Here is a 25494-nt window from a genome sequence, read left to right as displayed (position 1 = left end):
AACGCAGTGCACGGCCACGCCTGGCTGCGACATTATCAGCCGCATTGTCGCCTCCCGGGCGCGGGTCCGCCCGTGCCGGACGGGGGTTCCGTCCGGCACGGGCAGGGGCCGTACCCCATCGCGCCGGGGGCCCGTGGGCCCCGGACGCGGGTTATCACAGACGGGGGTCGACCGGCTCCGACTCCAGGGCCAGTACCCCGAACACCGCCTCGTGCACCCGCCACAACGGCTCACCCTCGGCGAGTCGGTCCAGGGCCTCCAGGCCGAGGGCGTACTCGCGCAGGGCGAGCGACCGCTTGTGGTTGAGGAACCGGCCGCGCAGCCGGTCGAGGTTCTCGGGGCGGGTGTACTCCGGGCCGTAGATGATCCGCAGGTACTCCCGGCCCCGGCACTTGATGCCCGGTTGGACCAGCCTTGCCTGGCCGCTGCGGACCACGGCCCCGACCGGCTTGACGACCATGCCCTCGCCGCCCCGGCCGGTCATCTCCAGCCACCAGTCGATCCCGGCCCGCACCGAGGCCTCGTCGCCGGTGTCGACGAAGAGGCGCCGGGTGGTCTGCAGCAGACCGCTGACGTCGAACTCGACGAGCCGGTCGATGAGGGCCAGCTGCTCGTCGTGCGGCAGGGCGGCGAGGCTGCGGCCCTGGACGGCGAGAATCTGGAAGGGGGCGAGGCGGACACCGTCCAAGCCCTCGGTGGGCCAGCAGTACCGCCGGTAGGCGTCGGTGAACGCGGCCGCGTCGGCGGCCCGCTCACGCTGCTTGCCCAGCAGCTCCCCCACGTCCACGCCACGGGCCGCCGCACCCTCCAGGGCGGCCAGCGCGCCCGGGAAGACGGCGCCGGAGGCGGCCCCGACGGCCGCGTACTGGGTGCGCAGCAGCCCGGACGCCTTCAGCGACCAGGGCATCAGTTCGGCGTCCAGCAGCACCCAGTCGGTGGCCAGGTCCTCCCACAGCCCGGCCGCGGCCACGGCTTCGCGTATCCGGCCGAGGACCAGCTCGGTGCGGGCCTCGTCGTCGAAGAACGGGCGGCCGGTGCGCGTGTAGAGGGATCCGGTGGGACCGTCCACACCGAAGCGCTCGCGCGCCGCGTCCGCGTCCCGGCAGACCAGGACCACGGCCCGCGAACCCATGTGCTTCTCCTCGCACACGACCCGGGCGACCCCGTCCTCCTTGTACTGCGCGAACGCCTCGGCCGGGTGTTCGAGGAAACCGTCGACGCGCGAGGTGGCCGTCGGGGCCATCGTCGGCGGCAGGTACGGCAGCAGGCGCGGGTCGACCGCGAAGCGGCTCATGACCTCCAGCGCGGCGGCGGCGTTCTCCTCACGGACCGAGACCCGGCCCGCGTGCCGGGTCTCGACGACCCGCCGGCCGTACACGTCCGCCAGGTCCAGCGGCCGGCCCTCGTGCCCGCCGGGCGCCTCCGTGGCCAGCGGCCTCGCCGGCTCGTACCAGACACGCTCGGCGGGTACGTCGACGAGTTCGCGCTCCGGCCAGCGCAGCGCGGTGAGCCTGCCGCCGAAGACGGCGCCCGTGTCGAGGCAGATGGTGTTGTTCAGCCAGGTGGCGGTGGGCACCGGGGTGTGGCCGTAGACCACGGCGGCGCGGCCCCGGTAGTCCTCCGCCCACGGGTAGCGCACCGGCAGTCCGAACTCGTCGGTCTCGCCGGTGGTGTCGCCGTACAGCGCGTGGCTGCGCACCCGGCCGGAGGTCCGGCCGTGGTACTTCTCCGGCAGACCGGCGTGGCAGACGACCAGCCGGCCGCCGTCGAGGACGTAGTGGCTGACGAGCCCGTCGATGAACTCCCGGACCTGCTTCGTGAACTCCTCGCTCTCGCCCTCCATCTGCTCGATGGTCTCGGCGAGGCCGTGGGTGTGCTGGACGTTGCGGCCCTTGAGGTAACGGCCGTACTTGTTCTCGTGGTTGCCGGGGACGCACAGGGCGTTGCCCGAGCCGACCATGGACATCACCCGGCGCAGCACACCCGGGCTGTCCGGTCCCCGGTCGACGAGGTCGCCGACGAAGACGGCCGTACGGCCCTCCGGGTGCACGCCGTCGACGTAGCCCAGCTTGCCGAGCAGCGCCTCCAGCTCGCTCGCGCAGCCGTGGATGTCGCCGACGATGTCGAACGGGCCGGTGAGGTGGGTGAGGTCGTTGAAGCGCTTCTCGGTGACGACCGTGGCGTTCTCGACGTCCTCGACGCCGCGCAGGACGTGGACCTTGCGGAAGCCCTCGCGCTCCAGGTGCCTCAGGGAGCGGCGGAGTTCGCGGGTGTGGCGCTGGATCACGCGGCGTGGCATGTCGGCGCGGTCGGTGCGGGCCGCGTTGCGTTCGGCGCACACCTCCTCCGGCACGTCGAGCACGATGGCGATCGGCAGGACGTCGTGTGCGCGCGCCAGCTCGATCAGCTGCTTGCGGGACTCCTGCTGCACGCTGGTGGCGTCGACGACCGTGCGGCGGCCGGCCGCGAGGCGCTTGCCCGCGATGTAGTGCAGGACGTCGAAGGCGTCCTTCGTCGCGCCCTGGTCGTTCTCGTCGTCGCAGACGAGGCCGCGGCAGAAGTCGGACGAGATGATCTCGGTGGGCTTGAAGTGCCGCCGGGCGAACGTCGACTTGCCCGAGCCGGACGCGCCGATCAGCACCACGAGGGAGAGGTCGGTAACGGGCAGGGTGCGCCCCTGCTTCAGCTGGGTCTCGGTCATGCCGCCTTCGCCTCCTTCTCGTTGGTGTTGCGCAGCTTGAACACGGCCATCTGGGTGGGCGGCCCCACCTCCGGGTCGTCCGGTCCGACGGGCACGAACGCGGCCTCGTAGCCGTGCCGTTCGGCCACCCTCGCCGCCCAGGTCCGAAACTCCTCGCGCGTCCACTCGAAACGGTGGTCGCCGTGCCGGACATGGCCGGCCGGCAGGCTCTCCCAGCGGACGTTGTACTCGACGTTCGGCGTGGTCACAAGGACGGTCCGCGGGCGGGCCGAGCCGAACACCGCGTACTCCAGGGCGGGCAGCCGGGGCAGGTCGAGGTGCTCGACGACCTCCGAGAGCACAGCGGCGTCGTACCCCTTGAGCCGCTTGTCGGTGTAGGCGAGGGAACTCTGGAAGAGCTGGACGCGGGCCGTCTGGCGCTCGCCCATGCGGTCGAGCTTGAGGCGGCGGGAGGCGATGGTCAGCGCGCGCATCGACACGTCCGTACCGACGATCTCGGTGTAGCGGACGTCCTTGAGCAGCGCCTGCACCAACTGGCCCTGGCCGCAGCCCAGGTCGAGGACCCGCGCCGCGCCGGACTCCGCGAGCGCGGCGAGGATCGCGTCCCGGCGCTGCACGGCGAGCGGTGTCGGCTTCTCCTCGACCCCGGCCTCGCCGTCCGCGGCCTCCTCGACGGCGTTGTCGATCGCCTCGACCTCACTGTCGTCGGCCTCCGCGAGGCGGACGAGCTCCAGGCGCTCCATGGCCTGCCGGGTCAGCGACCAGCGACGGGAGAGGTAGCGGCTGGTGATCAGCTGGTGCTCCGGGTGGGCCGGGAGCCAGCCCTCCCCCGCGCGCAGCAGCTTGTCGACCTCGTCCGAGGACACCCAGTAGTGCTTGGTGTCGTCGAGGACCGGCAGCAGGACGTACAGGTGGCGCAGCGCCTCGGCCAGGGTCAGCGACTCCGACTCAAGGACGAGCCGTACGTAACGGGAGGCGCCCCACTCCGGGAACTGGGTGTCCAGCGCCACCGGTTCCACGGTGACCGTCCAGCCGAGCGGCTCGAACAGCGCGACGACGAGGTCCGGGCCGCCGCGCGCGGGCAGCGCCGGTATCTCGACGCGCAACGGGCGGTTCTGCTCCGGCAGTTCGGGCCGGGCCTTGCACTGGCCGCGCACGGCGCTGGAGAAGACGTCGTTGAGCGCGACGGCGAGGAGAGAGGAGGCCGCGTACGGGCGGTCGTTGACGTACTGCGCGAGGGCCGCGTCCGGTGCCCCGCCGCGGCCCTTGCCCTTGCCGCGCCGGACCAGCGCCACCGCGTCCACCTCCAGCAGCAGCGCGGCCGTGCACCTCTCGACGCCCGCCTCGGGGTAGAGGACGTGGGCCTTGCCGTACGAGGTGGAGAACGCCTGCGTCCGATCGGGATGCTTGTGCAGCAGGAAGCCGAGATCGGTCGCTGGGCGCTCTGGGGTGCCGGTGGTACTGATCGTCAGAAACACGGTGGAGTGGCCTCGTGGTGAGTGTCCGGGGCGGGTGCCCGCGTCGAGGAGAAGGTGTCTGAACTGCGGATACCTGCGCATCGTCCCGTTTCGGCGCGCGCCCCCAACGTACAGGCAGGGCTCGGGCCGCACGCGGGCATTTTCCGCACGCCACCGCATGCGTGGCGGCCGTGCGCCACGCGTGCGTCCGGCCGCGTGGCCACGCGCTCCCGCGCCTCAGGAGGGCACGGGGACGCGTCCTTTCGCTTCCCCTACGACAGCTGGGACTGCACCTGGCCGGCGATCAGTTCCAGGTGGTCCAGGTCGTCGAGGTCGAGGATCTGGAGGTAGAGGCGCTGGGAGCCGATGGCCTGGTAGCGGGAGATCTTGTCGACGACCTCGGCCGGGGAGCCGGCGAGGCCGTTGGCCTTCAGCTCGTCGACCTCGCGGCCGATCGCGGCGGCGCGGCGGGCGACCTCCGCGTCGTCCTTGCCCACGCAGACGACCAGGGCGTTGGAGTACACGAGGTCGTCGCCCTTGCGGCCGGCCTCCTCGGCGGCCGCGCGGACCCGGCCGAACTGGCGCTCGCTGTCCTCGATCGAGCCGAACGGCATGTTGAACTCGTCGGCGTAGCGCGCGGCGAGGCGCGGGGTACGGCTCGCGCCGTGACCGCCGATGAGAACCGGCACCTTGGCCTGCGCGGGCTTGGGCAGCGCGGGCGAATCGGTCAGCTGGTAATGGGTGCCCTCGTAGGAGAACGTCTTGCCGACCTCGGTGGCCCACAGACCGGTGACGATGGCCAGCTGCTCCTCCAGGCGGGCGAACTTCTCCTTGGGGAAGGGAATGCCGTAGGCCTTGTGCTCCTCCTCGAACCAGCCCGCGCCCAGGCCGAGTTCGACGCGGCCGCCGGACATCTGGTCGATCTGGGCGACCTGGATGGCGAGCACGCCGGGCAGCCGGAAGGTGCCGGCGGTCATCAGCGTGCCGAGGCGGATGCGCCTGGTCTCGCGGGCGAGTCCGGCCAGGGTGACCCAGGCGTCGGTGGGGCCGGGCAGGCCGTCCGAGGACCCCATGCTGAGGTAGTGGTCGGAGCGGAAGAAGGCGTCGAAGCCGAGGTCCTCGGTGGCCTTGGCGACGGTGAGGAGGGTGTCGTAGGTCGCCCCCTGCTGGGGCTCGGTGAAGATGCGAAGATCCATGCCTCCATCCTGCATGCTCGGACACCGGTCGACGGCACCGGTCCCGCCGGTGCCGTCGCGCCACGGTCGGGTGAAATCCGTCGCTCCGGCGCACGGGGCGGGCTCGGCCCAGTGACCGGCGCGAACGGTGATCGTTGCTCGGGAGGAGCCGGACCGCCCGGCACCCGTCGCCGGCGGCCGCTGCCGGGACGCCCGCACACGTGCCCCCTCGGGGGGCGAGGGCCGAGGAGCCGTCACATGTCCCAGGAAGCCGTGCCGGAGCAGACTGCCGTGCCTGCGCAGCCGAAGGGTCTGCTCCAGCAGATGGAGGAGCTGATGGCTGCCCTGAACGCGGACCTGTCCCAGCTCGACGCGGACCTCTCGGTGCCGCGGGCCGCCGCCGCGGAGGAGAGCGGCGCCCTCTGATCCCTCCCTGAGGGTCGCGCAGTCCCCCGCGCCCTGGAAGAACGGGGCCCGGCCCTTGATGAGAGGGTCATCCGGTGGCCGCGTCCCGTTCCGAGAGGACCTGGTCCCTGACCGCCAGGCGACGCAGCATCTCCAGGACGCGGTCGCGGGCCTCGTCCGCCGCGTCGATCGCCTCCATGCACTGCCAGTACGTCGCCTCGTCGCCGGCGCCGCTGGCCAGGCCGACGAGGGCGATACCGACCTCGCCGAGCAGGACGCCGAGCCGCACGAGCGACTCGTGGGCGTCGCCCAACTCGGTGAGTTGGGCGGCGCGTAAGTCGCCCACGCCGAGCGGGGGCGCGCCGAGTATGCCGCAGCCGCTGCCGGCCAGTTCGGTCAACCCGAGGGCCTCGCCGCGCAGTTCGGGAGGCCCCGAGACCGCGAGGCGGCTGCCGATGGCCTGGGCGAGGGCATAGGACTGCCACGCCTCCGCCATGAGCTGAGGTCCCTCGGCGCTGCCCGCCAGTGCTCGCCTGCTCGCCACAATGAGCCGCACCGCATCCATGCGCTGCCCCCGACTGTCCCGACGTGCTCTCACACGTCCGCCTGAACTCCTGCCTGTTCATTACCCACAGTGAGGGTCGCCGATACGGAAAGCCAGAGGAAGTCTGAAATCTGTGGATAACAAGTCGGCTGTGGAGAACTTTTTGACTCCGGAGAGTGACGGTGGTGCGAGAACCCGGTGCCGCCGACCCCCCACCGGGCGCCCGCCGAGCACCGTCAGGGGCGCTCCGGCGCCGGGAATCTCCGCTCGTTGCGGTCGATCTTCGCAGCCAGGGCCGACAGCGGATCGATCCCCAGGACCTCGCACAACTGGAGCAAGTAGGCCAGCACGTCGGCGACTTCGTCCGTGACACGGTGGGCGGACCCGGGGTCCGCCATCACGCGGCCGGACTCCTCCGGCGTCAGCCACTGGAAGATCTCGACGAGTTCGGACGCCTCCACGCTCAGCGCGGAGACCAGGTTCTTCGGGGTGTGGTACCGCTGCCAGTCGCGGGCGGCGGCGAACTCCGCGAGGCGCCGCTGCAGGGTCGCCAGGTCGAGTTCGGTCGCGGACTCCCGCGCGGGTTCAGGATCTTTCACGGTTCAGGTCTACCACCGTCACCCCTGGCAGCCCCGCGGCCCAGGAGGCATCGCTCACCGTGCCGGCCAGCCGGATGTGCCCGCGTTCGCACATCCGGGCCGCCAGTCGCACCAGTTCCAGGGCCTGCCTCGGATCGAGGGACCGGTCGAAGCCGTCGGCGAGGACCGTGAGCGTCTGCAGTGCCGCGGGCACCTCCGCGACCGGGTCGACCTCCAGGACGCCGGGCCCGGTGAACAGCACCAGGGCCAGCGCCAGATACCGCAGTTCCCCGTCACCGAGCAGGCCCAGGGCCGTCCGCACCCCGTCACCCCGGTCCAGCACGGCCCGTACCGCGCCGTCGCGCAGCGGCTCGGCCAGCAGGTCCAGCACCGGTCCCGCGCAGCCGTCGCGCACGGCCCCGACGAGCAGCGCGTGCCGCCGGCCGCACTCCGTGCGCGTGCGCCACAGCACGTCGGCGAGGTTGTCGCAGCCGCGCAGCAGGCGTCCCGAGCCGAGCGGTACGGCGGCGCGCATCCGGCCGGGGCGCGGATCGCAGGCGTAGACCGACCGGAGGGCGACGACCGTCTGCTCGGCGGCGGCGAGGACCTGGCGCTGGCCGTCCGTCTTGCCGGCCACGCGCAGCGGGAGCAGCGCGGTGCCGAGGCGGTCGTCGGGGAGCGGGCCGCGGGTGACCGGGGAGGTGCCGGCGGTGTGCCAGGAGGCCTGGACGACGGGGCGGCCCGGGTCGACGAGCGCCGTCTGCAGCAGGGTGCGGCCGCCGGACGTCAACCGCTCGCCCACGACGCGGAGTTCGGGCTCGGCCTGCACGGCGACGTCGAGGTGCACGGGGCCTTCGGGGCCGTCGGTCGTGCAGCCGATGCGGAAGCCGCGCCGCCGCTGGGCGTCGGGCCGGGCCCGTTCGGGGACGCAGCCGAGCGGGTCGGGGAAGGCCTCGTCGAGGCGGGCGCCGCCGCCGAGTCTCGCGAGCGCCTCGTAGGCCCGCAGGGCGGTGGTCTTGCCACTGCCGCTGCGTCCCGCGAGGAGGGTCAGCGGACCCAGCGGCAGGAAGGCGCCCCGGTGCCCGGCGAAGGCGGAGAGCCGCAACTCGATGACGCTCGGCCGCTCCGGACGCGCCCCGGCGTCCGCGCCGGGGAGCATCGGCGACAGGGATGACACGGTCATATGCGGACAGTAGGGGCCCGTTCGCCAGGCAAACCGTTCCGCCGAGTGGATCTTCCTACGATCGAGGGAGCGCCCTCGTCCGGAGGGGGCGCCCCGCACTCCTCGAAAAGCGCCCCGATCGGATCGGGAGCGGCAGCGCCGGCCCCGAGCACCCCCGCCGCGTTTCTCAGGCCCCGGGAATCCCCGCCCCCTCCATCAGCCCCCGCACCTCGGTTCCGCGTGGGGTGAGAAGGAACACGTTCCGGTCCACGCGGTGCATCCCGCTGGCGAGGCCGAAAACGACCCCTGTGCTGAAATCCAGTACGCGCTTGGCTGTGTCGGCCTCCGCGCCCGACAGATCCAGCAGCACCGGAATGCCCGCCATCAGCGTTTCCGCCACGTCACGGGCGTCCGCGAAGACGTTGACGCGGAGCACCACGAAGCGCCGGCGGGCCTCGGTCTCGGCCTCCGGTATGGTCCGGTGGCCGACCGCGGACGGCCAGGCGTCCCGGCCTCGCAACGGCACGACCTGGGCGAGCCCCTCCCACTGCTCGTCGGTGACATCGTGGCTGTTCACCCTGTTCACCGGCCTTCCCCCTGGCTCGCACTGAATGACTGCATCAGCCAATTCTTACGCATGGTCACCCGTTCGGCCCAACAACGACACGGACCGCCACGCCTCCTTCCGGAACAACGGCCGGAACGCGCCCTCACAGCCCCTTGCGCGGCCGTGTGTGGCGGGCGTAACGCCTCATGATCAGGTCATGTGACACAGGCGTAACGGGCAATTCGTACGATCGAGCCTGCCGGGCCGCGCCCCGGAGCTGAGCGGAAGCCAACCGTCCGCCGTACCTGAGAAGCAACCGGTCCGCCGTACCGGACAGCGACGGCGGACCGGTTCGGACGACCGACCGGACACCCCGGACGCCGACAGAGAGGGGCCGCCCGTGGCCGCACAGGGCCCGCAGAGCACCACGACCCAGGTGCGGACCGTGTGCTCGTACTGCGGTGTCGGCTGCGGCATGCTCCTGGACGTCGGGATGGGCCCCGACGGCCGGCGGACGGTCCTTAAGGCGTCCGGCGACAAGTCCCACCCGGCGAACTTCGGCCGTCTGTGCACCAAGGGCGCCACCACGGCCGACATGCTGGCCGCACCCGGCCGCCTCACCACCGCCCTCGTCCGCGACGACCGGGGGGAGGAGCCGGTCCCCGCGCCCGTCCGCGACGCGATCGCCGCGACCGCCCGGCGGCTGCGCGCGATCATCGACGAACACGGACCCGACGCGTTCGCCTTCTACGTCTCCGGCCAGATGAGCCTCGAAGCCCAGTACCTGGCGAACAAGCTGGCCAAGGGCTTCATCCGCACCAACCAGATCGAGTCCAACTCCCGGCTGTGCATGGCGAGCGCCGGCACGGGCTACAAGCTGTCGCTCGGCGCCGACGGGCCGCCCGGCTCGTACGAGGACCTCGACCGGGCGGACGTCTTCCTCGTCATCGGTTCGAACATGGCGGACTGCCATCCGATCCTGTTCCTGCGCATGATGGACCGGGTCAAGGCGGGCGCCAAGCTGATCGTCGTCGACCCGCGCCGCACGGCGACGGCCGAGAAGGCCGATCTCTTCCTGCGGATACGCCCGGGGACCGATCTCGCCCTGCTCAACGGGCTTCTCCATCTGCTGCACGCGGACGGGCACACCGACCCCGACTTCATCGCCGCCCACACCGAGGGCTGGGAGGCGATGCCCGGTTTCCTCGCCGACTACGCGCCGGACGCCGTCGCCGCGATCACCGGCATCCCGGCGGACGACATCCGCGAGGCGGCCCGGCTCATCGGCGAGGCCGCCGAGTGGACGAGCTGCTGGACGATGGGGCTCAACCAGTCCACGCACGGCACCTGGAACACCAACGCGCTCGTCAACCTGCATCTGGCGACCGGCGCGATCTGCCGTCCGGGCAGCGGCCCGTTCTCCCTCACCGGACAGCCCAACGCCATGGGCGGGCGCGAGATGGGCTACATGGGGCCGGGGCTGCCGGGGCAGCGGTCCGTGCTGGTGGACGAGGAGCGGGCGTTCGTCGAGGAGCTGTGGGAACTGGCCCCGGACAGCCTGCGCGCGGACGGTGTCGGCGGGGGCACGGTCGAGATGTTCCGGAAGATGGCCGACGGGGAGATCAAGGCCTGCTGGATCATCTGCACCAACCCCGTCGCCTCGGTCGCCAACCGCCGGACCGTGATCGAGGGCCTGGAGGCCGCCGAGTTCGTCGTCACCCAGGACGTCTTCGCCGACACCGAGACCAACGCGTACGCCGATGTCGTCCTGCCCGGCGCCCTGTGGACGGAGTCCGAGGGCGTCCTCGTCAACAGCGAGCGCAACCTCACGCTCGCCGCCCCGGCCGCCGACCCGCCGGGCGAGGCGATGGCCGACTGGCGGATCATCGCGGCCGTGGCGCGGGAGATGGGCTTCGAGAAGGGGTTCTCGTACGACACCGCCGAGCAGGTCTTCGAGGAGATCAGGCGGGCGTGGAACCCGAAGACCGGGTGGGATCTGCGCGGGGTGAGCTACGAGCGGCTCCGGTCGGGGTCGGTGCAGTGGCCCGCCGCCACGGAGGACGGGCCGGCGCGCAACCCGATCCGGTACGCCGGGGCCGGGGCGGACGGGGGGCTCCTCTTCCCCACACCCAGCGGACGGGCCGTGTTCCATGCCCGGCCGCACCTGCCGGCCGCCGAGATGCCGGACGACGACTATCCGTTCGTGCTCAACACCGGGCGCTTGCAGCACCAGTGGCACACGCTGACGAAGACGGGCAGGGTCGCCAAGCTCAACAAGCTGAACCCCGGGCCGTTCCTGGAGGTGCATCCGCGGGACGCGGACGCGCTGGGCCTGCGGGACAAGGACTTGGTGGAGGTCGCCTCGCGGCGGGGGCGTGCCGTGCTCCCGGCGGTGGTGTCGGACCGGGTGATGCCCGGGTGCGTGTTCGCGCCGTTCCACTGGAACGACCTGTTCGGCGAGTATCTGAGCATCAACGCGGTGACGAGCGACGCGGTGGATCCGCTGTCGTTCCAGCCGGAGTTGAAGGTGTGCGCGGTGTCGCTGGCGAAGGTGGCCGCGCCGGTACGGGCTCCGGAAGCCTCGGCCGTTCCGGCCGGGACGACCGCTCCGCCTGCTCCGGCCCTTCCGACCGCGCTGACCGTTCCGGCGACCGTGACCGCGCCGCCCTCGGTGACGGTTCCGGCGGCCGTGGCGGTTCCGGTGGTCGCTGCCGGCGCCGAGGTCTTCGGTCTCGAACCCTCGCCCCCGCCCGTGCTCTCCGCCCAGGAGCGCCAGTACCTCACCGGCTTCCTCGCCGGGCTCGGGTCCGGCGTGCGGGGGGTGCCCGTGCTGCCGGTGGACGCGCCGTTCAGCCCCGCGCACGCGATGTGGGTCAACGGGGTGCTCGCCGGGATGTACTCGCGGTCGGCGGACCCGGGACCCGCGCCGGCGGCCGTCACCACCGGGCGTGAGGTCGTCGTGCTGTGGGCCTCGCAGACCGGGACGGCCGAGGAGTTCGCGGTGGCGGCCGCCGAGCATCTGGGAGCCGCCGGACACCGGGCCACCCTGGTCGGGATGGACGAGGCCGAGCCGGAGCGGCTGCCGGTCGGGGCGGACCTGTTGCTGATCACCAGCACCTTCGGGGACGGCGACGCGCCTGACAACGGCTCCGGCTTCTGGGACGCGCTGTCCCACCGGGAGGCCCCCCGCCTGGACGGAGTGCGCTACGCGGTGCTGGCCTTCGGCGACTCCTCCTACGACGACTTCTGCGGGCACGGCCGCCGCCTCGACGCCCGGCTCGACGAGCTGGGCGCGGTGCGCCTGGCGCCCCGCACGGACTGCGAGCCGGACTACGAACCGTCGGCGGACGCCTGGCTGGGCCAGGTCATCACCGCGCTCGGCACCGAGGCGGACGGGACCGGGGGTGCGCCCGGGACTTGGCAATCTCACACCGCCACCGCCACCGCCACCACCACCGCCACCGCCACCACCGCGGCCACGGCCACGGCCACGGCTGTCGGTCCAGGCGCAAGCACAGGCGCAGACACAGCCCCAGCCACAGGCGCAGCCACCACCGTCGCCCCGCAGCCCTCCGCGCCCGCGCCCGCCCGTTCCGCCAGGCCCGCGCCCGCCGCCGCCCGGCTGGTCGGCAACCGGCTGCTCAGCCTGCCCGGGGCGGGCAAGGAGGTTCGCCGCTTCACCTTCGACACCAGCGGGACGGGCCTGTCGTACGAGGCGGGCGACGCGCTCGGGGTGCGGCCGGTCAACTCCCCTGATCTGGTGGCGGAATGGCTGGCGGTGACCGGTCTGGACGGCTCGGCTCCGGTGGAGGTCTCCGGCGCGGGCGAGCTGCCCTTCGCCGAGGCCCTGCACCGGCATCTCGACATCACCCGGATCACCCCGGACCTGCTCCGCTTCGTCTCCGAACGGACGCGGGACAACCGGGAGTTGAAGAAGCTGATGCGCCCGGACAACAAGGACGGCCTCGCCCGGTGGTCCTGGGGGCGGCAGGCCGTGGACGTGGTGGCCGAGTTCGCCGTGCGGGCCGGCGCTGGCGAATGGGCCGGCGTCTTCAAACGGCTCCAGCCCCGGCTGTACTCGATCTCGTCGAGCCCGCTCGTCGACCCGCACCACATCTCGCTGACGGTGTCGGTCGTGCGCTACGAGAACCTGAGCGGGCGCCCGCGCGGCGGGGTCTGCTCGCCCTTCCTCGCGGACGGCGAGGCGGGCCTGGAGGTGCCGGTCTTCGTGCAGCGCTCGCCGCACTTCCGGCCGCCCACCGACCCGGCGACCCCCATGATCATGATCGGTCCGGGCACCGGCGTCGCCCCCTTCCTCGGCTTCCTCCAGGAACGGCGGGCCCTCGGCCACCGGGCGCCCAACTGGCTCTTCTTCGGGGAGCAGCACCGGGCGACGGACTTCTACTACCGGGAGGAACTGGCGGACCTCCAGGAGGCGGGCGTGCTCGGCAGGCTGGACACCGCCTTCTCCCGTGACCAGCGCGCCAAGGTCTATGTCCAGGACCGTATGCGCGAGCATGGGCCCGAGCTGTGGCACCGGCTCCAGGACGGCGCCCGCTTCTACGTCTGCGGCGACGCCTCCCGCATGGCGAAGGACGTCGACCGGGCCCTGCGGGACGTCGCGGTCGCCCACGGCGGGATGACCGAGGGCGAGGCCGCCGCGTACGTGAAGCAACTCGCGACGGAGAAGCGGTACGTCCGGGACGTGTACTGAGCCCACCCAGAACGACTTTGCCATCTCTTTACAACGTGTCCCACCGCTGTCTCGTCTCTCCGCTCGATATGTGACGCCGCCGCGTGCCGGTGACCGGCCGGGCGGCACACGAGGCCGTCGCCCCCGTCGAACCCGACGGCGGGCACGGCCCGTTGAGCCCGACGAGAGAGAGCGACCCATGCGCCGAACCGTCCTCAGTGCCACGGCACTCGTCTTCACCGCCGTGCTGGCGACCGCGCCGTCGGCGTTCGCCGACGACACGAGCCCGACCGTCGTCCCGCGGGAGGCCTCCGCCGCACCGAGCGCGGCGCCGAGCACCGCACCGAGCGTGGTCCCGTCCGCCCCGGCCGACGAGTCCCCGCGCCCGGCCGAACCCACCAAGGCCCCGGAGGACCGCGACGCGAGCCCGGTGCCGAGCCAGGTCTCCGTCGTTCCCAGCGGCGCGCCCGACACCGGTGAGGCGACCGGGTCGGACGGGTCCGGCGGCGCGGGCGTGCTGGCCGGCGCGGGCGCCACCGCGGTGCTCGTCGGCGGGGGCGCGGCCGTCGTGGTGCTGCGCCGCCGCCGGACGAACGGGGCCTGACCTTGTTCTCCAGGCGCGCCTTCGCCGCCGCGGCGACGGCCTCGCTGCTCGTGGGCTGCGACGGCGGGCGGAGCGACCACGCCAGGACCGGGCCCTCCACGGGCGACGCGTCCTCGCCGCCCCCTGCCTCTGCGTCCCCCGCCGGCGCCGTACGCCCCCTCGGCCGGTCGGTCCCGGTCAGACTGCTGATACCGGGCATCGGGGTGGACACTCCGGTCATCCGGCTGGGGCTGGCGCCGGACGGCACGGTGGAGGTGCCGCCGATCACGGCGCACGACCGGGCGGGCTGGTACGAGCACTCACCGACACCGGGACAGACCGGCCCGTCGGTGATCCTCGGCCATGTCACGGTCGGCAGCTACGGCGACGGGGTCTTCCGCCGCCTGGCCCGGCTGCGGCGGGGCGAGCGGATCGAGGCGCGCCTGGAGAACGGCTCGGCACCGGAGTTCACCGTCGACTCCGTGACGACGGTCGCCAAGGCCGACTTCCCGGCGGAGGAGGTCTACGGGAACGTGGACCGTCCCGCACTGCGTCTGGTCACCTGCGGGGGCCCGCGCACGGGGGACGAGTACCGCGACAACGTGATCGTCTTCGCCACGCTGAGCCGCGCGGCGCGGTGACCCACAGCCCGCCCCTCGAAGCGGCGACGGACGTACCCGCGCTGCCGTCTGCCGCACCACCACGACCATGGAGAGCGTTGAAACGGTCCCGTGAGAAGGCCGCGTCCGAGCTGTTCGCCGCCCTCTACCCGCGCCTGGCCGGCTGGTGCCGTCGCCTGGTCGACGACGACGAGACGGCCCATGAGATCGCGTCGGAGGCGTTCACGCGGCTCTGGGCCCGCTGGACGTCCGTCGCGGAGCCGCACGGCTTCCTCTACGTCACCGCGGCCAACCTCGTGCGGGACCACTGGCGCAAGCTGGAACGCGAACGCAGGGCGATGCACCGGGCCACCGCGGAGGCCTCGGTGCGCCGGCCGGCCGGCCATGCCGAACCGTCCGACCCCTCGGTCCGGCTGCTGGTGCAGTCGCTGCCCGAACGGCTGCGCGTGCCGATCCTGTTGCACTACTACGCTGACATGCCGATCCGGGAGGTGTCCGTGCTCACCGGACGCAAGGAAGGAACCGTCAAGGCCGACCTCCACGCGGCCCGCGAACTGCTCCGCGCCCACCTGAGGAGAAGCCTTGACCACACGCCCTGACGAGGGCCCGGGCCCCGGACCCGACGACGACCCGCTCACCGTCATCCTGCGTCCCCCCGCCGACCGTCTCGGGCCGCCCCCCGGCCACTTCGAGACCGTCCGTCGCGCCGCCGCCCGGCGCCGCCTGGTCCGGGCCGCGGCCGGCGCCGCCGCCACCTGCGCGGCCGTCGCCCTGCTCGCCCTGCCCCTGCACTTCGCCGGCAACGACGCCCCCGACTCCCCCTCGGTCCCCCTGGCCCCGCCGCCCGCGACCGGCAGCCCCTCCCCCGCTCCGTCGGATTCCGCCCCGCCCGACACCCCCGCGCCCTCCGACGAAGGCCCGCGCCCGGTCCCCTCGGCCCCGCCGGCCAGGACCGGTGCCGGGACCGTCGCACCGTCGGCGACCCCGTCCGAGGCCGTCGAACGTTCGGTCCCCCCCACCGGGGAGGATCCCGAGGCCACCGCGCCGTCGGCGGCTCCGGCCCAGCCCTCCGAAGCCTCGGCCAGGCTCGGCACGCCCGGGGCGGACTGAGCGCCGCGCCGTCGTCGCGGACACGCCCCGGGGTCGTGTCCGGTGGTGCGCCGGTCGTACGCGGTCGCATGCGGGGCGTGCCCGGAACGCGCTCGGATCGGCTCGGATCGGGCTCGGCACGGTCGGCGATCGCCTCGGCGTACGGCGAACCCGTCGAAGAACATGGTGTCCGAGAGGATCACGGCGGTCGAACGGTCCGGCGCCGCACGGAGCGACGCCTCGTCGGTTGCGCATCGGTGCGTACGGGAACACCGACGCGATCAGGTCGCGCGCCTCGTAGGCAAGATCGATCACACCGGCCGCCTCAGGCGCCACAATGGTTCGCCGTATGCCGTGAACAGCGGAAAGGCGACGTCGAACTGGACGCCACAGAAACCGCGTCCGAGGACTCCGTGAGGCTCCCGGATCATCCGGTGGCGCAAAGACATCCATACGCGGCCACCGTTGGTTGTTTCAGCCGCAAAGCTTGAACACAAATTACACACATCCCCTCTTCAATACTGGCCCCGATGGTCTAGATTGACCGTGCTTCAGCTGTTCGGACACGAGGCGACCGTTAACGATCTATAGGTCCGACGTCGGGGAATGCCGGTTTTTCGCGTCCCCCGCGCCGGACGTGGGGATGATCATTCGCCAGCCCGGGAGGGGGCTACGGGTGCCGGGAGCACCCCGGATTCCGAGGGTTCACGCGCGCCCCGAAATCCGGAACGGCATGGGCGCGGGAGGCGGGGGCCTCCCGGGGGAGAAACAGCGCGACGCGGGGGCGGGGGTCTCCCGAGGGGAGGGACACTGCGGGGGGCGGGGGCCTCCCGGGGCGCGGAAACAGTGTGCGGCGAACACGTCGAACCACTGGGAACCTTGGGGGGTTCTGTGCGGCAAGGGGAATTGGTCAGCCCGTTTCCGTCGGCGCGGGGGCGTCTGGCGGACGGGGCCATCAGCCGGACCACGATCGAGTGGGAACAGCGGTACCGACGTACCGTGATCACCAGCGACACCGTGGCCACGGCCACCGTGGTGGCGGCGATCGGCAATTTCTTCGGGGCCCGGGACGCGGCCAACTGGCACGAGAAGTGGGGAATTCTGGCATTCGGCACCGAACTTCTGGTGCTGGGTGCGCTCGCGGTGAGCCGTGCCTGGGCTCCCGCCGTGCTCGGCCAGGGTGCCGAGGAATTCCGCCGGCTCGGACGCTCGCTGTTCACGGCGACCGTCGTACTGGCTCTGGGCGGAATCGCTCTCACCTCGCGCAACATCAAATTGTGGATCTTCGTCGCGATTCCCGCGATCGCGCTGGTCACCATGACCGTGCGATATCTGCTGCGCCTTTCGCTGCACAGACAGCGAAAGGAAGGCCGCTGTCTGAGACCGGTGCTCGCCGCCGGGAGCCCGGCGACCGTGCGCGATCTGATCGCCCGCACCCGCAAGTTCCCCCACCTCGGCTGGCGGGTGGACGCGGTGTGCACCACGGACGGACTCGGGTTCGGCGGTGAGTATCTGGACGGAGTGCCGGTCGTCGGCCGGCTGGCGGACGTCGCGGGCCATGTCCGCCGCGACGGCTACCGCGTCGTCGCGGTCACCCCGGACCCGCACTGGTCACCGCACCGGCTGCAGCGCCTCGCCTGGAACCTGGAGGGCAGCGACGCCGAGATGGTCGTGGCCCCCGTGCTGATGGAGGTGGCCGGCCCCCGGCTGCACGTCGACGCGGTGCTCGGGATCCCGCTGCTGCGGGTCAGCATGCCGACCTTCACCGGGGGCCGCCGGGCGGTCAAAGAGGTCGTCGACCGCATAGGCGCAACGATTCTGCTGCTGCTGTTCGCGCCGCTGATGGCCCTCGTCGCCCTGTTCGTGCTGGTGGACAGCCGAGGCGGGGCGGTCTACCGCCAGCGCAGGGTCGGCAAGGACGGCCGCGAGTTCACCATTCTCAAGTTCCGCACCATGGTCGCCGGCGCGCACGGGGTGCGCGACGCGCTGGCCGACCGCAACGAGGGCGCCGGCCCGCTGTTCAAGCTCCGCCGGGATCCGCGGGTGACCCGGGTGGGGGCGGTGCTGCGCCGGTACTCGCTCGACGAACTCCCCCAGCTCCTCAACGTGCTGACCGGATCGATGTCGCTCGTCGGTCCGCGGCCCCCGCTGCCGGAGGAGTCCGCCGCGTACGGCCCGGACATCCGGCGGCGGCTGCTGGTCAAGCCCGGCCTCACCGGTCTGTGGCAGATCAGCGGACGCAGCGACCTGTCCTGGGAGGAGGCGGTGCGGCTGGACCTGCGGTACGTGGAGGACTGGTCGCTCGCCCTGGACAGCGTGATCCTCTGGAAGACGCTGCGCGCGGTGATCCACGGGCAGGGGGCCTACTGATGTGCCGGGGACTGTGCCGGGGACTGCAACCCGACCGTGCCGCCGACGCGCGGACCGCAGGCCGTGGGGGCCTGCCTGGGGGGAGGAACGGGTCATGAGAGTCAGCGTTTTCGGGCTCGGCTATGTGGGCTGTGTGTCGGCCGCGTGCCTGGCCAGCATGGGGCACGAGGTCGTCGGGGTGGACGTGAACCAGGTGAAGGTGGACCTGGTCAACGACGGCAGGGCCCCGGTGGTGGAGGAGCGGATCGGCGAAATGATCGCCGAGGTCGTGCGGACCGGGGCGTTGCGCGCCACCGCCGACGTCCGCGAGGCGATCATGGACAGCGAGGTGTCGCTGGTCTGCGTGGGCACGCCCTCGGAGCCCAACGGCAGCCTGTGCACGACCTACTTGGAGCGGGTCACCGAGGAGATCGGCGCCGCGCTCGCCGAGCGGGGCGGGCGGCACACGGTCGTGTTCCGCAGCACCATGCTCCCGGGCACCTGTCTGAACCTGCTGGTGCCGATCCTGGAGAAGTACGTCGGCGGCACGGCCGGGGTGGACGTCGGGGTCGCGGTCAACCCGGAGTTCCTGCGCGAGGGCACGAGCGTGCGGGACTTCTTCGACCCGCCCAAGACCGTCATCGGCGAGCTGGACCCGGCGAGCGGCGACGCGGTACTGGCGCTGTACGACGGCCTGCCCGGCGAGGTCTTCCGGGTGCCGGTCCCGACGGCCGAGGCGATCAAGTACGCGGACAACGCGTTCCACGGCCTCAAGATCGGCTTCGCGAACGAACTGGGCGCGGTGTGCCAGGCCCTCGGGGTCGACTCGCACCAGGTGATCGACGTGTTCCTGGCCGACCGCAAACTGAACATCAGCTCCGCCTACCTGCGGCCCGGCTTCGCCTTCGGCGGCTCGTGCCTGCCCAAGGACCTGCGCAGCCTGGTCCACGCGGCGCAGCGGGCCGATGTCTCGGTGCCCATCCTGTCCCATGTGCTGCCCTCCAACGCCGACCATCTGCAGCGCGCGGTGGAGATGGTCGAGCGCACCGGAAAACGCCGGGCCGGACTGTTCGGGCTGTCCTTCAAGCCCGGCACCGACGACCTTCGCGAGAGCCCGCTGGTCGAACTGGCGGAGAGGCTGTTCGGCAAGGGGTACGACCTGAAGATCTACGACGCCAACGTGAGCCTGTCCCGGCTGCTCGGCGCGAACCGCGAGTACATCGAGACCCGGCTGCCGCACCTCGCGCAGCTGCTCGCGGACTCCGTCGACGAGGTGCTCGAACACGCCGACGTGCTCCTGGTCGGCACCAGGGACCCGGAGGTGCTGTCGGCACTGCCCCACGGCGACGGCCATGTGATCGTCGATCTCGTCCACCTTCCCGACGCCGACGCGCGCCGGACCGAACCGGGGTACATGGGCCTTGCCTGGTGACACGACGCGTGACGGCCGGCCGGACCGGCGTGCGCTGATTCTGGTGGAGAACCTGTCGGTGCCGTTCGACCGGCGGGTGTGGCAGGAGTGCACGACGCTGCGCGACGCGGGCTGGACGGTGCACGTCATCTGCCCGCAGGGGACCAAGCGGGACACCGAGCCGGAGGCGGAGATCGACGGGGTGCGGATCCACCGCTACCCGTTGCGCGCGGCCACCGGCGGCCCGTCCGGCTATCTGCGGGAGTACGGCTCGGCGTTGTGGCACACGGTCAGGCTGGCCCGCAAGGTCGGCCCGGTCGACGTGGTCCACGCCTGCAACCCGCCCGACCTGCTGTTCCTGCCCGCACTGTGGATGAAGCGGCGCGGCGCGCGCTTCGTCTTCGACCAGCACGACCTGGTGCCCGAGCTGTACCTGTCGCGGTTCGACCGCGGCGAGGACCTGCTCTACCGGGCCGTGTGCGCGCTGGAGCGGCGGACCTACCGGGCCGCGGACGTCGTGCTCGCCACGAACGAGAGCTACCGGGACGTCGCCGTGCGCCGCGGCGGCAAACGGCCCGAGGACGTCTTCGTGGTGCGCAGCGCGCCCGACACCGACCGGTTCCACCCCGTGCCGCCCGAGCCGGAGTTGAAGCGCGGCAAGCCGTATCTGCTGTGCTACCTCGGCGTCATGGGCCCGCAGGACGGCGTCGACTACGCCCTGCGGGCGCTGGCGAAGCTGCGCGACGAGGTCGAACGGACCGACTGGCACGCGGTGTTCGTCGGCGCCGGTGACACCTTCGACGCGATGGTGGAGCTGTCCCGGCGGCTCGGGCTCGCGGAGCAGGTGCAGTTCACCGGCCGTATCCCGGACGCCGACCTGGCGCGCTACCTGTCCACCGCGGACGTGTGCCTCTCCCCCGACCCGCACAATCCGCTCAACGACGTGTCGACCATGAACAAGGTGCTGGAGTACATGGTGATGGGTCGGCCGATCGTCTCGTTCGACCTCCGGGAGGCGCGGGTCTCCGCCGGTGAGGCCGCCGTCTACGCGCCGGCCAACGACGAGGCCGCCTTCGCCGGGCTCATCGCGCGGCTCATGGACGATCCGGAGCAGCGGGCCCAGATGGGCAAGATCGGCCAGGATCGGATCGGCGGGGCGCTCTCCTGGCGCAACTCCCAGCGGTCGCTGCTCGCCGCGTACGCCGCGGCCTGCGGCGACCGCTCCCCGGCCCCGGTGAGCGACACGACGGACGGGGTGAGCGGTACGGACGCGACCGGCGGTACAGACGGGGCGAGCGGTACGGCCTCGGCGAGCGACACGGACGGGCCGGGAACGAGGCCGCGCAGTTGAGCGATGACACGATACGCCTGGTCACGATCGGGCGGATTATCCGTCGGCGCCGACGGCTGCTCATCATCCTCACCGTGGTGGGCGCGCTCGTCGGCCACGGCACCTCCCTGCTGCTTCCGCCGCGTTACACGACGTCGGCGTCGGTCCTGCTGCCCGGGGCGTGGGAGGAACGCGAGCTGCTGACACAGGCGGAGATCGCGACGAGTTCGGTGGTGGTCGACCGTGCGGCCACCGCGCTCGGCTGGACCGGGGTCGACGGCAGCGAGGTGCGGGAGCACGTCAGCGCCAAGGCCACCGACGGGAACATCATCAAGATCTCGGGCACGTCCGACACCCCCGAGCGCGCCCAGCGCCTCTCCGACCAGGTGGCCCGGCAGTTCGTCGCCTTCGCCAAGCAGGTCGCGGGCGACAGCGCCGACCCCGACGCGGGGGCGCCCGAAGCACTGCGGCAGACGGTGAAGAGGACCAGCCGCCGCATCACCGAGCTGGCCGAGCAGGCCGGTGCGGGGGAGACCGTGGAGAGCGTGCAGACCCGCACCGAGCTGGCGAAGCTGCGCACCGCGCTGCAGGAGGCCATCGACAAGCTGGACCAGGCCGACCCGGCCGACGAGCAGGCCGCCAACCTGGTCGTCATGGGGTCCGCGGCCCGGCCGGTCGGTGAGGCGCCGCCGACCAGGACCCAGCTCATCGCCGCCGGAGCCCTGCTGTTCTTCCTGCTCACGGTCGTCGGCCATCTCGTCGCCGCCCGGATGAGCCGCCGGCTGCGCACCGAGGCGGAGATCGCCGCGGCGCTGGGTTCGGACCTGCTGGGCGCCGTCGACGTGCCCGGCGGACGGACCGCGCAGCGGTCGGGGGGCCGTGGTCCCGGGGCCCTGCTGCGCCGGCTGCTGGGCGTCGACGTCCGGTGGGACCTGCCGACCCCGCGGACGTCCGGCGACGAGGCCAGCAGACAGATCCGCTACCGCCGGGTGTGCACCCGGCTGCGGGAACAGCTGCCGATCCCCCGGCGGCTGCTGGTCGTCGTCCCCGAGGGCGACGAGACCGCCCGCCGGGCCGCCGACCGGCTGGTCGCCGAGGCCGAGAACGATCCGCTGCTGCGGGTGGTGGGGGTTTCGGTGGCCCGGCCGCTGGTGCCGGACCGCGACCGCGAGTCGGGGGTCCTGGTCGTGCTCAGCGCGGGCAGCTGGACCGCGGGAGAGCTCGCCGGCATCGCCGAGGCGTGTGCGGACGCCAAGCACGAGATCGTCGGCATCGTCCTCGCCGGCCCGGTCCGGGCGCGTACGACGACCCGGTCCGCCGGGCCTCCGCGGGAGGCCGTGGCGCCGGCGCTCGCGGTCGGCGACGACGCGCGGGGAGGTGCACGGTGACGACGAGTACGACCGCGGAGCCGTCGGCCGCCGCACCGCTGGTGGACCTCCAGGGGCTGGTGGTGGCGGTGCGCAGGCGACGCCGGCTCTGGAGCTCCATGGCGCTGCTCGGGCTGCTCGGCGGCGCGGGGGTGGCGGTCCTGCTGCCTCCGCCGCCGACCGCGGTGACCAAGGTGCTGGTGGCGCACCAGGAGGACCAGCCCAACGACCCCGGAACGCTGATCCGCACCGACGTCGCGCTGCTGCAGACCACCCGGATCGCCGGCCAGGCCCTGAAGTCCCTCGGCTCCTCGGAGAAACCCGAGGACTTCATGGAGGACTACCAAGGTCTCGGCCTGACCAACAACATGCTGCAGATCGAGGTGACCGGGGACAGCGAGACGCAGGCGGTGGCCCGCGCGAAGGCACTGGCCGACGCGTTCGTCGCCGATCACGTGAGGCGGATACGGGAAGCCGCGAACGCCGAGGCCAAGGCCCTGCTCGACCAGCGTGACCGCATCAAGTCCGACCTCGCCAAGGTCAACAAGGCGATCGGGGACGGCACACCGGAGAGCGGGCCGAGCGCGTCGGCCGACATGGAGTCCCTCTTCGCCCGCCGGGCCGAACTCACCTCCCGCATCTCCGACTTCGACCAGCGTGCCGCCGAGGCGCGCATCGGCACCCCCCAGCTCGTCGCGGGCACCCAGATCGTGGACGCGCCGCGCGCGGTGCGGCATTCGCTGCCACGGACCCTCGCCACCGACGCGGCGATCGGGTTCGTCCTCGGGCTCGCCCTCGGCCTCGCGGTGGCCGCGGTGGGCACGGTGGTGGCGGACCGACCCGTCCTGCGCCGGGACATCGCCGCGCACCTCGGCGCCTCGGTGCTGACGGAACTGCCCCGCCGCTCGCCCCGGCTGTGGCGGCGGCGCCGGACCCGGGCGGCACGGACACGGCTCACCCTCTCCCTCACCCGCGCCGTCCGCGGCTCCACGGACCCGGTGTCGCTGCTGGAGCTGGGCTGTGCGCGCGGCGCGAGCGTGATCGCCCTGGACCTCGCCGGAGCACTGGCGGCCCAGGGACCGGTGGTCGTCGTCGACGGGCTGCCCGGCCGGCAGCTTTCGGGCCGCCGCCCGAAGCCGGGAGAGCCGGTCGTGGTCGGCGGCGCGCAGGCGGAGGCCCTGCCGCCCGGGGACCGCCGGATCGGCGTCGGCTCGGTGGCCCCCGGCACGGCGTGGACCGACCTGCGGTACCTCGGCACCCGGACGGTGCTCGTCGTGCGTGCCGGGCACGGCAGTGTCGCGTGGCTGCACACCGTGGCGCGGCAGCTCGCGGACCAGCACATCGCGGTGCTCGGGGTGGTGCTGATCGACCCCGATCCACGGGACCGGACCGACGGCACGCTGTGGGACGGGCCGCCCGGCGCGGCGCGTGGCCGCGGCGAGCGGCCCACCGTGCGCAACGGGTCGGGCAGGCGGCGGGCGGAGCGGCTGCCGATGTGGGCTGAGCGGGTCCCGGACAGCGACCAGGAGGCACGGTAGCCATGTGTGGCATCGCAGGTACGTACCGGTGGCCGGACGGGAAGGCCGTGACCGACCGGCTCACCGATGTCCTCGCCCACCGCGGCCCGGACGGGGCCGGCCGCTACAGCCACCCCGTCGGCGACGGCGAGGTGCACCTCGGGCACCGCCGGCTGGCCATCATCGACCTGTCCGACACCGGCGCCCAGCCGATGGTCTCGGACGGCCTGGTCCTGACGTACAACGGCGAGTTGTACAACGCGCCCGAGCTGCGTGCCGAGCTGGCGGGCGCCGGGGTGCGCTTTCGCGGTACGTCCGACTCCGAGGTGCTGCTGGAGGCATGGCGGCGCTGGGGCACGGACTGCCTGCCCCGGCTGCGCGGGATGTTCGCGTTCGGGATCTTCGACGAGCGCACCGGTGAGCTGGTGCTCGCCCGCGACCAGCTCGGCATCAAGCCGCTGTTCCTGCTCCGGCGCGGCGAGGGGCTGGTGTTCGCCTCCGAGCTGAAGGCGCTGGCCGCCGTGACGGGCGGGACGCTGGAGGTGGACCACGCGGCGCTGGTGGCCTCGCTGCTGTACTACTGGGTGCCGGACTCGCGGTGTGCGTTCCGCGAGGCGGAGAAGCTGCCGCCGGGGAGCTGGCTCAGGTGCCGGCCCGACGGCCGGGTGGAGCGCGGCCGGTTCTGGAACCTGCGGGACGTCGCCGCCGAGGGCCGGGAGCGGGCCCTGAGCGGTGAGCTGCCGGACCTCGCCGCCGTCGTCGAGGAGTCGACGCGGCGTCATCTGCTGTCCGACGTGCCCGTGGCGACGTTCCTCTCCGGCGGGCTCGACTCCAGCTACCTGACGGCGCTGGCGGCCCGCGACCGGCCCGGGATCTCCGCCTACACGATCGGGTTCCGCGCCGAGGACGCCAGGTTCGAGGCGATGCCGGACGATCTGCGCTACGCCCGGCAGGTGGCCGAGCGGTTCGGCGTCGACCTGCACGAGATCGAGATCGCCCCGAACGTGCTCGACCTGCTGCCGCACATGACGTACCACCTGGACGAGCCGATCGGCGACCCCGCCGCGATCAACACCTTCCTGATCTGCGAGGCCGCCCGGGAGGCCGGGGTCAAGGTGATGCTGTCGGGGATGGGCGCCGACGAGCTGTTCGCCGGGTACCGCAAGCACCTCGCCAATCTGCTCGCGCTGCGCTACCAGCGCGTCCCGCGGCCCCTGCGGCGCGGGCTGTCCGCGGCCGTGGACCGGCTGCCGGTCGCCTCGGCCCGCCGGGGGTACCGGTCGGTGCGGTTCGCGAAGCGGTTCCTCTCCTTCGCCGACCTGCCGGAGGAGACCGCGTTCCGGCGCAGCTACACCATGTACGACCGGGACGAGCTGCTCGGCCTGATCGATCCGGATCTGGCCGGGACGGTCGACGACGTGCTGACCGAGCACGCGGACGTCTACCGGGACAACGACCTCGACGACTTCGTCAACCGCATGTGCCTGGGCGACACCCGGATGTTCCTGCCGGGCCTGAACCTCGCCTACACGGACCGGTCGAGCATGGCCGCGTCGACGGAGGTGCGGGTGCCGTACGTGGACGTCGAGGTGGTCAGGGCGGCGTTCGCCGTGCCCGGTGACCGCAAGATCGTCGGCCGGCAGGGCAAGGCCGTCCTCAAGGAGGCCGCCTGTTCGATCCTGCCCCGGGAGATCGTCTACCGGCCCAAGGGCCTGTTCAGCGCCCCGCTGCGGGCCTGGATGAGCCGGGACCTGGCGCCGCTGGTGCGCGAGGTGGTGAACGACGGCGAGCTCGTCCGTTCCGGGTTCCTGCGCCGCGACGCGCTGCGACGGCTCGTCGCCGAGGACGCCGCCGGGCACCGGGACAACTCCAAGCATCTGTGGCATGTGCTGACCCTCGAACACTGGTATCGCGGCGCGACCTCCGGCTCCGGCCGGACCGCTCCCTGACGGCGTAGAGACAAGGG

Annotated in this window: 19 protein-coding genes; 12 read left to right on the top strand and 7 right to left on the bottom strand. The window is 72.7% G+C overall.

All coding sequences use genetic code 11. From position 1 onward, the window contains the following. Positions 1-154 precede the first annotated feature (154 nt). The 3 genes from STRBO_RS0110495 to STRBO_RS0110485 form a co-directional block, all read right to left on the bottom strand. A complete protein-coding gene (locus STRBO_RS0110495; RefSeq protein ID WP_005481785.1) occupies positions 155-2701 on the bottom strand; it encodes a polynucleotide kinase-phosphatase in 2547 nt (848 codons plus the stop codon). Then, complete coding sequence (locus STRBO_RS0110490; protein WP_020114165.1) at positions 2698-4179, bottom strand: 3' terminal RNA ribose 2'-O-methyltransferase Hen1; 1482 nt, start codon at positions 4177-4179, stop codon at positions 2698-2700. Before STRBO_RS0110490 ends, STRBO_RS0110495 begins: the two co-directional genes overlap by 4 nt. A gap of 251 nt (positions 4180-4430) precedes the next feature. Beyond that, positions 4431-5354 carry an LLM class F420-dependent oxidoreductase gene (locus tag STRBO_RS0110485; protein WP_005481783.1) on the bottom strand — a complete coding sequence of 308 codons (924 nt, stop codon included), beginning with the start codon at positions 5352-5354 and terminating at the stop codon, positions 4431-4433. 237 nt (positions 5355-5591) lie between these two features. Here STRBO_RS0110485 and STRBO_RS43725 point away from each other — a divergent pair, with 237 nt between their 5' ends. After that, positions 5592-5759, top strand: coding sequence for a hypothetical protein (locus STRBO_RS43725; RefSeq protein ID WP_020114164.1), 168 nt, complete (start codon positions 5592-5594; stop codon positions 5757-5759). A 67-nt stretch (positions 5760-5826) separates the two neighbouring features. On the opposite strand, the gene STRBO_RS0110475 is transcribed toward STRBO_RS43725, so the two are convergent. The 4 genes from STRBO_RS0110475 to STRBO_RS0110460 form a co-directional block, all read right to left on the bottom strand. Next, the gene (locus STRBO_RS0110475; protein WP_028796573.1) at positions 5827-6303 is read right to left on the bottom strand and encodes a DUF6099 family protein; all 477 of its coding nucleotides are present in this window, start codon (positions 6301-6303) and stop codon (positions 5827-5829) included. Between the two features lie 215 nt (positions 6304-6518). Continuing rightward, positions 6519-6881, bottom strand: a complete 363-nt coding sequence (locus STRBO_RS0110470) for a nucleotide pyrophosphohydrolase (RefSeq protein WP_005481781.1) — start codon at positions 6879-6881, stop codon at positions 6519-6521. Then, positions 6868-8043 carry an AAA family ATPase gene (locus STRBO_RS0110465; RefSeq protein ID WP_005481780.1) on the bottom strand — a complete coding sequence of 392 codons (1176 nt, stop codon included), beginning with the start codon at positions 8041-8043 and terminating at the stop codon, positions 6868-6870. Before STRBO_RS0110465 ends, STRBO_RS0110470 begins: the two co-directional genes overlap by 14 nt. A gap of 166 nt (positions 8044-8209) precedes the next feature. After that, positions 8210-8599 (bottom strand): cell division protein SepF, encoded by a 390-nt coding sequence (locus STRBO_RS0110460; RefSeq protein WP_028796571.1) that lies wholly within the window; start codon positions 8597-8599, stop codon positions 8210-8212. A 370-nt stretch (positions 8600-8969) separates the two neighbouring features. On the opposite strand from STRBO_RS0110460, the gene STRBO_RS0110455 reads away from it, so the two are divergent. The 11 genes from STRBO_RS0110455 (at position 8970) to asnB (ending at position 25477) form a co-directional block, all read left to right on the top strand. Next, positions 8970-13283 carry a bifunctional nitrate reductase/sulfite reductase flavoprotein subunit alpha gene (locus tag STRBO_RS0110455; RefSeq protein WP_005481775.1) on the top strand — a complete coding sequence of 1438 codons (4314 nt, stop codon included), beginning with the start codon at positions 8970-8972 and terminating at the stop codon, positions 13281-13283. A 178-nt stretch (positions 13284-13461) separates the two neighbouring features. Beyond that, positions 13462-13866, top strand: coding sequence for a hypothetical protein (locus tag STRBO_RS0110450; protein ID WP_005481773.1), 405 nt, complete (start codon positions 13462-13464; stop codon positions 13864-13866). Beyond that, positions 13863-14486 carry a class F sortase gene (locus STRBO_RS0110445; RefSeq protein ID WP_028796570.1) on the top strand — a complete coding sequence of 208 codons (624 nt, stop codon included), beginning with the start codon at positions 13863-13865 and terminating at the stop codon, positions 14484-14486. The genes STRBO_RS0110450 and STRBO_RS0110445 overlap by 4 nt, the downstream gene beginning before the upstream one ends. A gap of 77 nt (positions 14487-14563) precedes the next feature. Next, on the top strand, positions 14564-15064 hold the full coding sequence (locus STRBO_RS0110440) for an RNA polymerase sigma factor (RefSeq protein ID WP_005481770.1): 501 nt from the start codon (positions 14564-14566) through the stop codon (positions 15062-15064). Next, positions 15048-15575 carry a hypothetical protein gene (locus STRBO_RS0110435; protein ID WP_005481768.1) on the top strand — a complete coding sequence of 176 codons (528 nt, stop codon included), beginning with the start codon at positions 15048-15050 and terminating at the stop codon, positions 15573-15575. The genes STRBO_RS0110440 and STRBO_RS0110435 overlap by 17 nt, the downstream gene beginning before the upstream one ends. An 870-nt stretch (positions 15576-16445) precedes the next feature. Continuing rightward, the gene (locus tag STRBO_RS0110430) at positions 16446-17924 is read left to right on the top strand and encodes a sugar transferase (RefSeq protein WP_028796569.1); all 1479 of its coding nucleotides are present in this window, start codon (positions 16446-16448) and stop codon (positions 17922-17924) included. Between the two features lie 94 nt (positions 17925-18018). Further along, positions 18019-19335 (top strand): nucleotide sugar dehydrogenase, encoded by a 1317-nt coding sequence (locus tag STRBO_RS0110425; protein WP_005481764.1) that lies wholly within the window; start codon positions 18019-18021, stop codon positions 19333-19335. Then, positions 19325-20665, top strand: coding sequence for a glycosyltransferase family 4 protein (locus STRBO_RS0110420; RefSeq protein ID WP_005481763.1), 1341 nt, complete (start codon positions 19325-19327; stop codon positions 20663-20665). Before STRBO_RS0110425 ends, STRBO_RS0110420 begins: the two co-directional genes overlap by 11 nt. Then, a complete protein-coding gene (locus tag STRBO_RS0110415) occupies positions 20662-22032 on the top strand; it encodes a Wzz/FepE/Etk N-terminal domain-containing protein (protein ID WP_005481762.1) in 1371 nt (456 codons plus the stop codon). The genes STRBO_RS0110420 and STRBO_RS0110415 overlap by 4 nt, the downstream gene beginning before the upstream one ends. Then, complete coding sequence (locus STRBO_RS0110410) at positions 22029-23549, top strand: Wzz/FepE/Etk N-terminal domain-containing protein (protein ID WP_005481761.1); 1521 nt, start codon at positions 22029-22031, stop codon at positions 23547-23549. The genes STRBO_RS0110415 and STRBO_RS0110410 overlap by 4 nt, the downstream gene beginning before the upstream one ends. Positions 23550-23551: 2 nt before the next feature. After that, on the top strand, positions 23552-25477 hold the full coding sequence (gene asnB / locus STRBO_RS0110405) for an asparagine synthase (glutamine-hydrolyzing) (RefSeq protein WP_005481760.1): 1926 nt from the start codon (positions 23552-23554) through the stop codon (positions 25475-25477). The last annotated feature ends 17 nt before the right edge of the window (positions 25478-25494 follow it).

Source organism: Streptomyces bottropensis ATCC 25435 (assembly GCF_000383595.1).
GTDB classification, from domain to species: Bacteria; Actinomycetota; Actinomycetes; order Streptomycetales; family Streptomycetaceae; genus Streptomyces; species Streptomyces bottropensis.
This window is presented reverse-complemented; position numbering and strand designations above follow the sequence as displayed.

What these genes read in the sequence shown, in the direction of transcription:
- STRBO_RS0110495 (WP_005481785.1), bottom strand. Translation starts at nt 2,701, where the DNA reads ATGACCGAGACCCAGCTGAAGCAGGGGCGCACCCTGCCCGTTACCGAC.
- STRBO_RS0110485 (WP_005481783.1), bottom strand. Translation starts at nt 5,354, where the DNA reads ATGGATCTTCGCATCTTCACCGAGCCCCAGCAGGGGGCGACCTACGAC.
- STRBO_RS43725 (WP_020114164.1), top strand. Translation starts at nt 5,592, where the DNA reads ATGTCCCAGGAAGCCGTGCCGGAGCAGACTGCCGTGCCTGCGCAGCCG.
- STRBO_RS0110475 (WP_028796573.1), bottom strand. Translation starts at nt 6,303, where the DNA reads ATGGATGCGGTGCGGCTCATTGTGGCGAGCAGGCGAGCACTGGCGGGC.
- STRBO_RS0110465 (WP_005481780.1), bottom strand. Translation starts at nt 8,043, where the DNA reads ATGACCGTGTCATCCCTGTCGCCGATGCTCCCCGGCGCGGACGCCGGG.
- STRBO_RS0110450 (WP_005481773.1), top strand. Translation starts at nt 13,462, where the DNA reads ATGCGCCGAACCGTCCTCAGTGCCACGGCACTCGTCTTCACCGCCGTG.
- STRBO_RS0110425 (WP_005481764.1), top strand. Translation starts at nt 18,019, where the DNA reads ATGAGAGTCAGCGTTTTCGGGCTCGGCTATGTGGGCTGTGTGTCGGCC.
- asnB (WP_005481760.1), top strand. Translation starts at nt 23,552, where the DNA reads ATGTGTGGCATCGCAGGTACGTACCGGTGGCCGGACGGGAAGGCCGTG.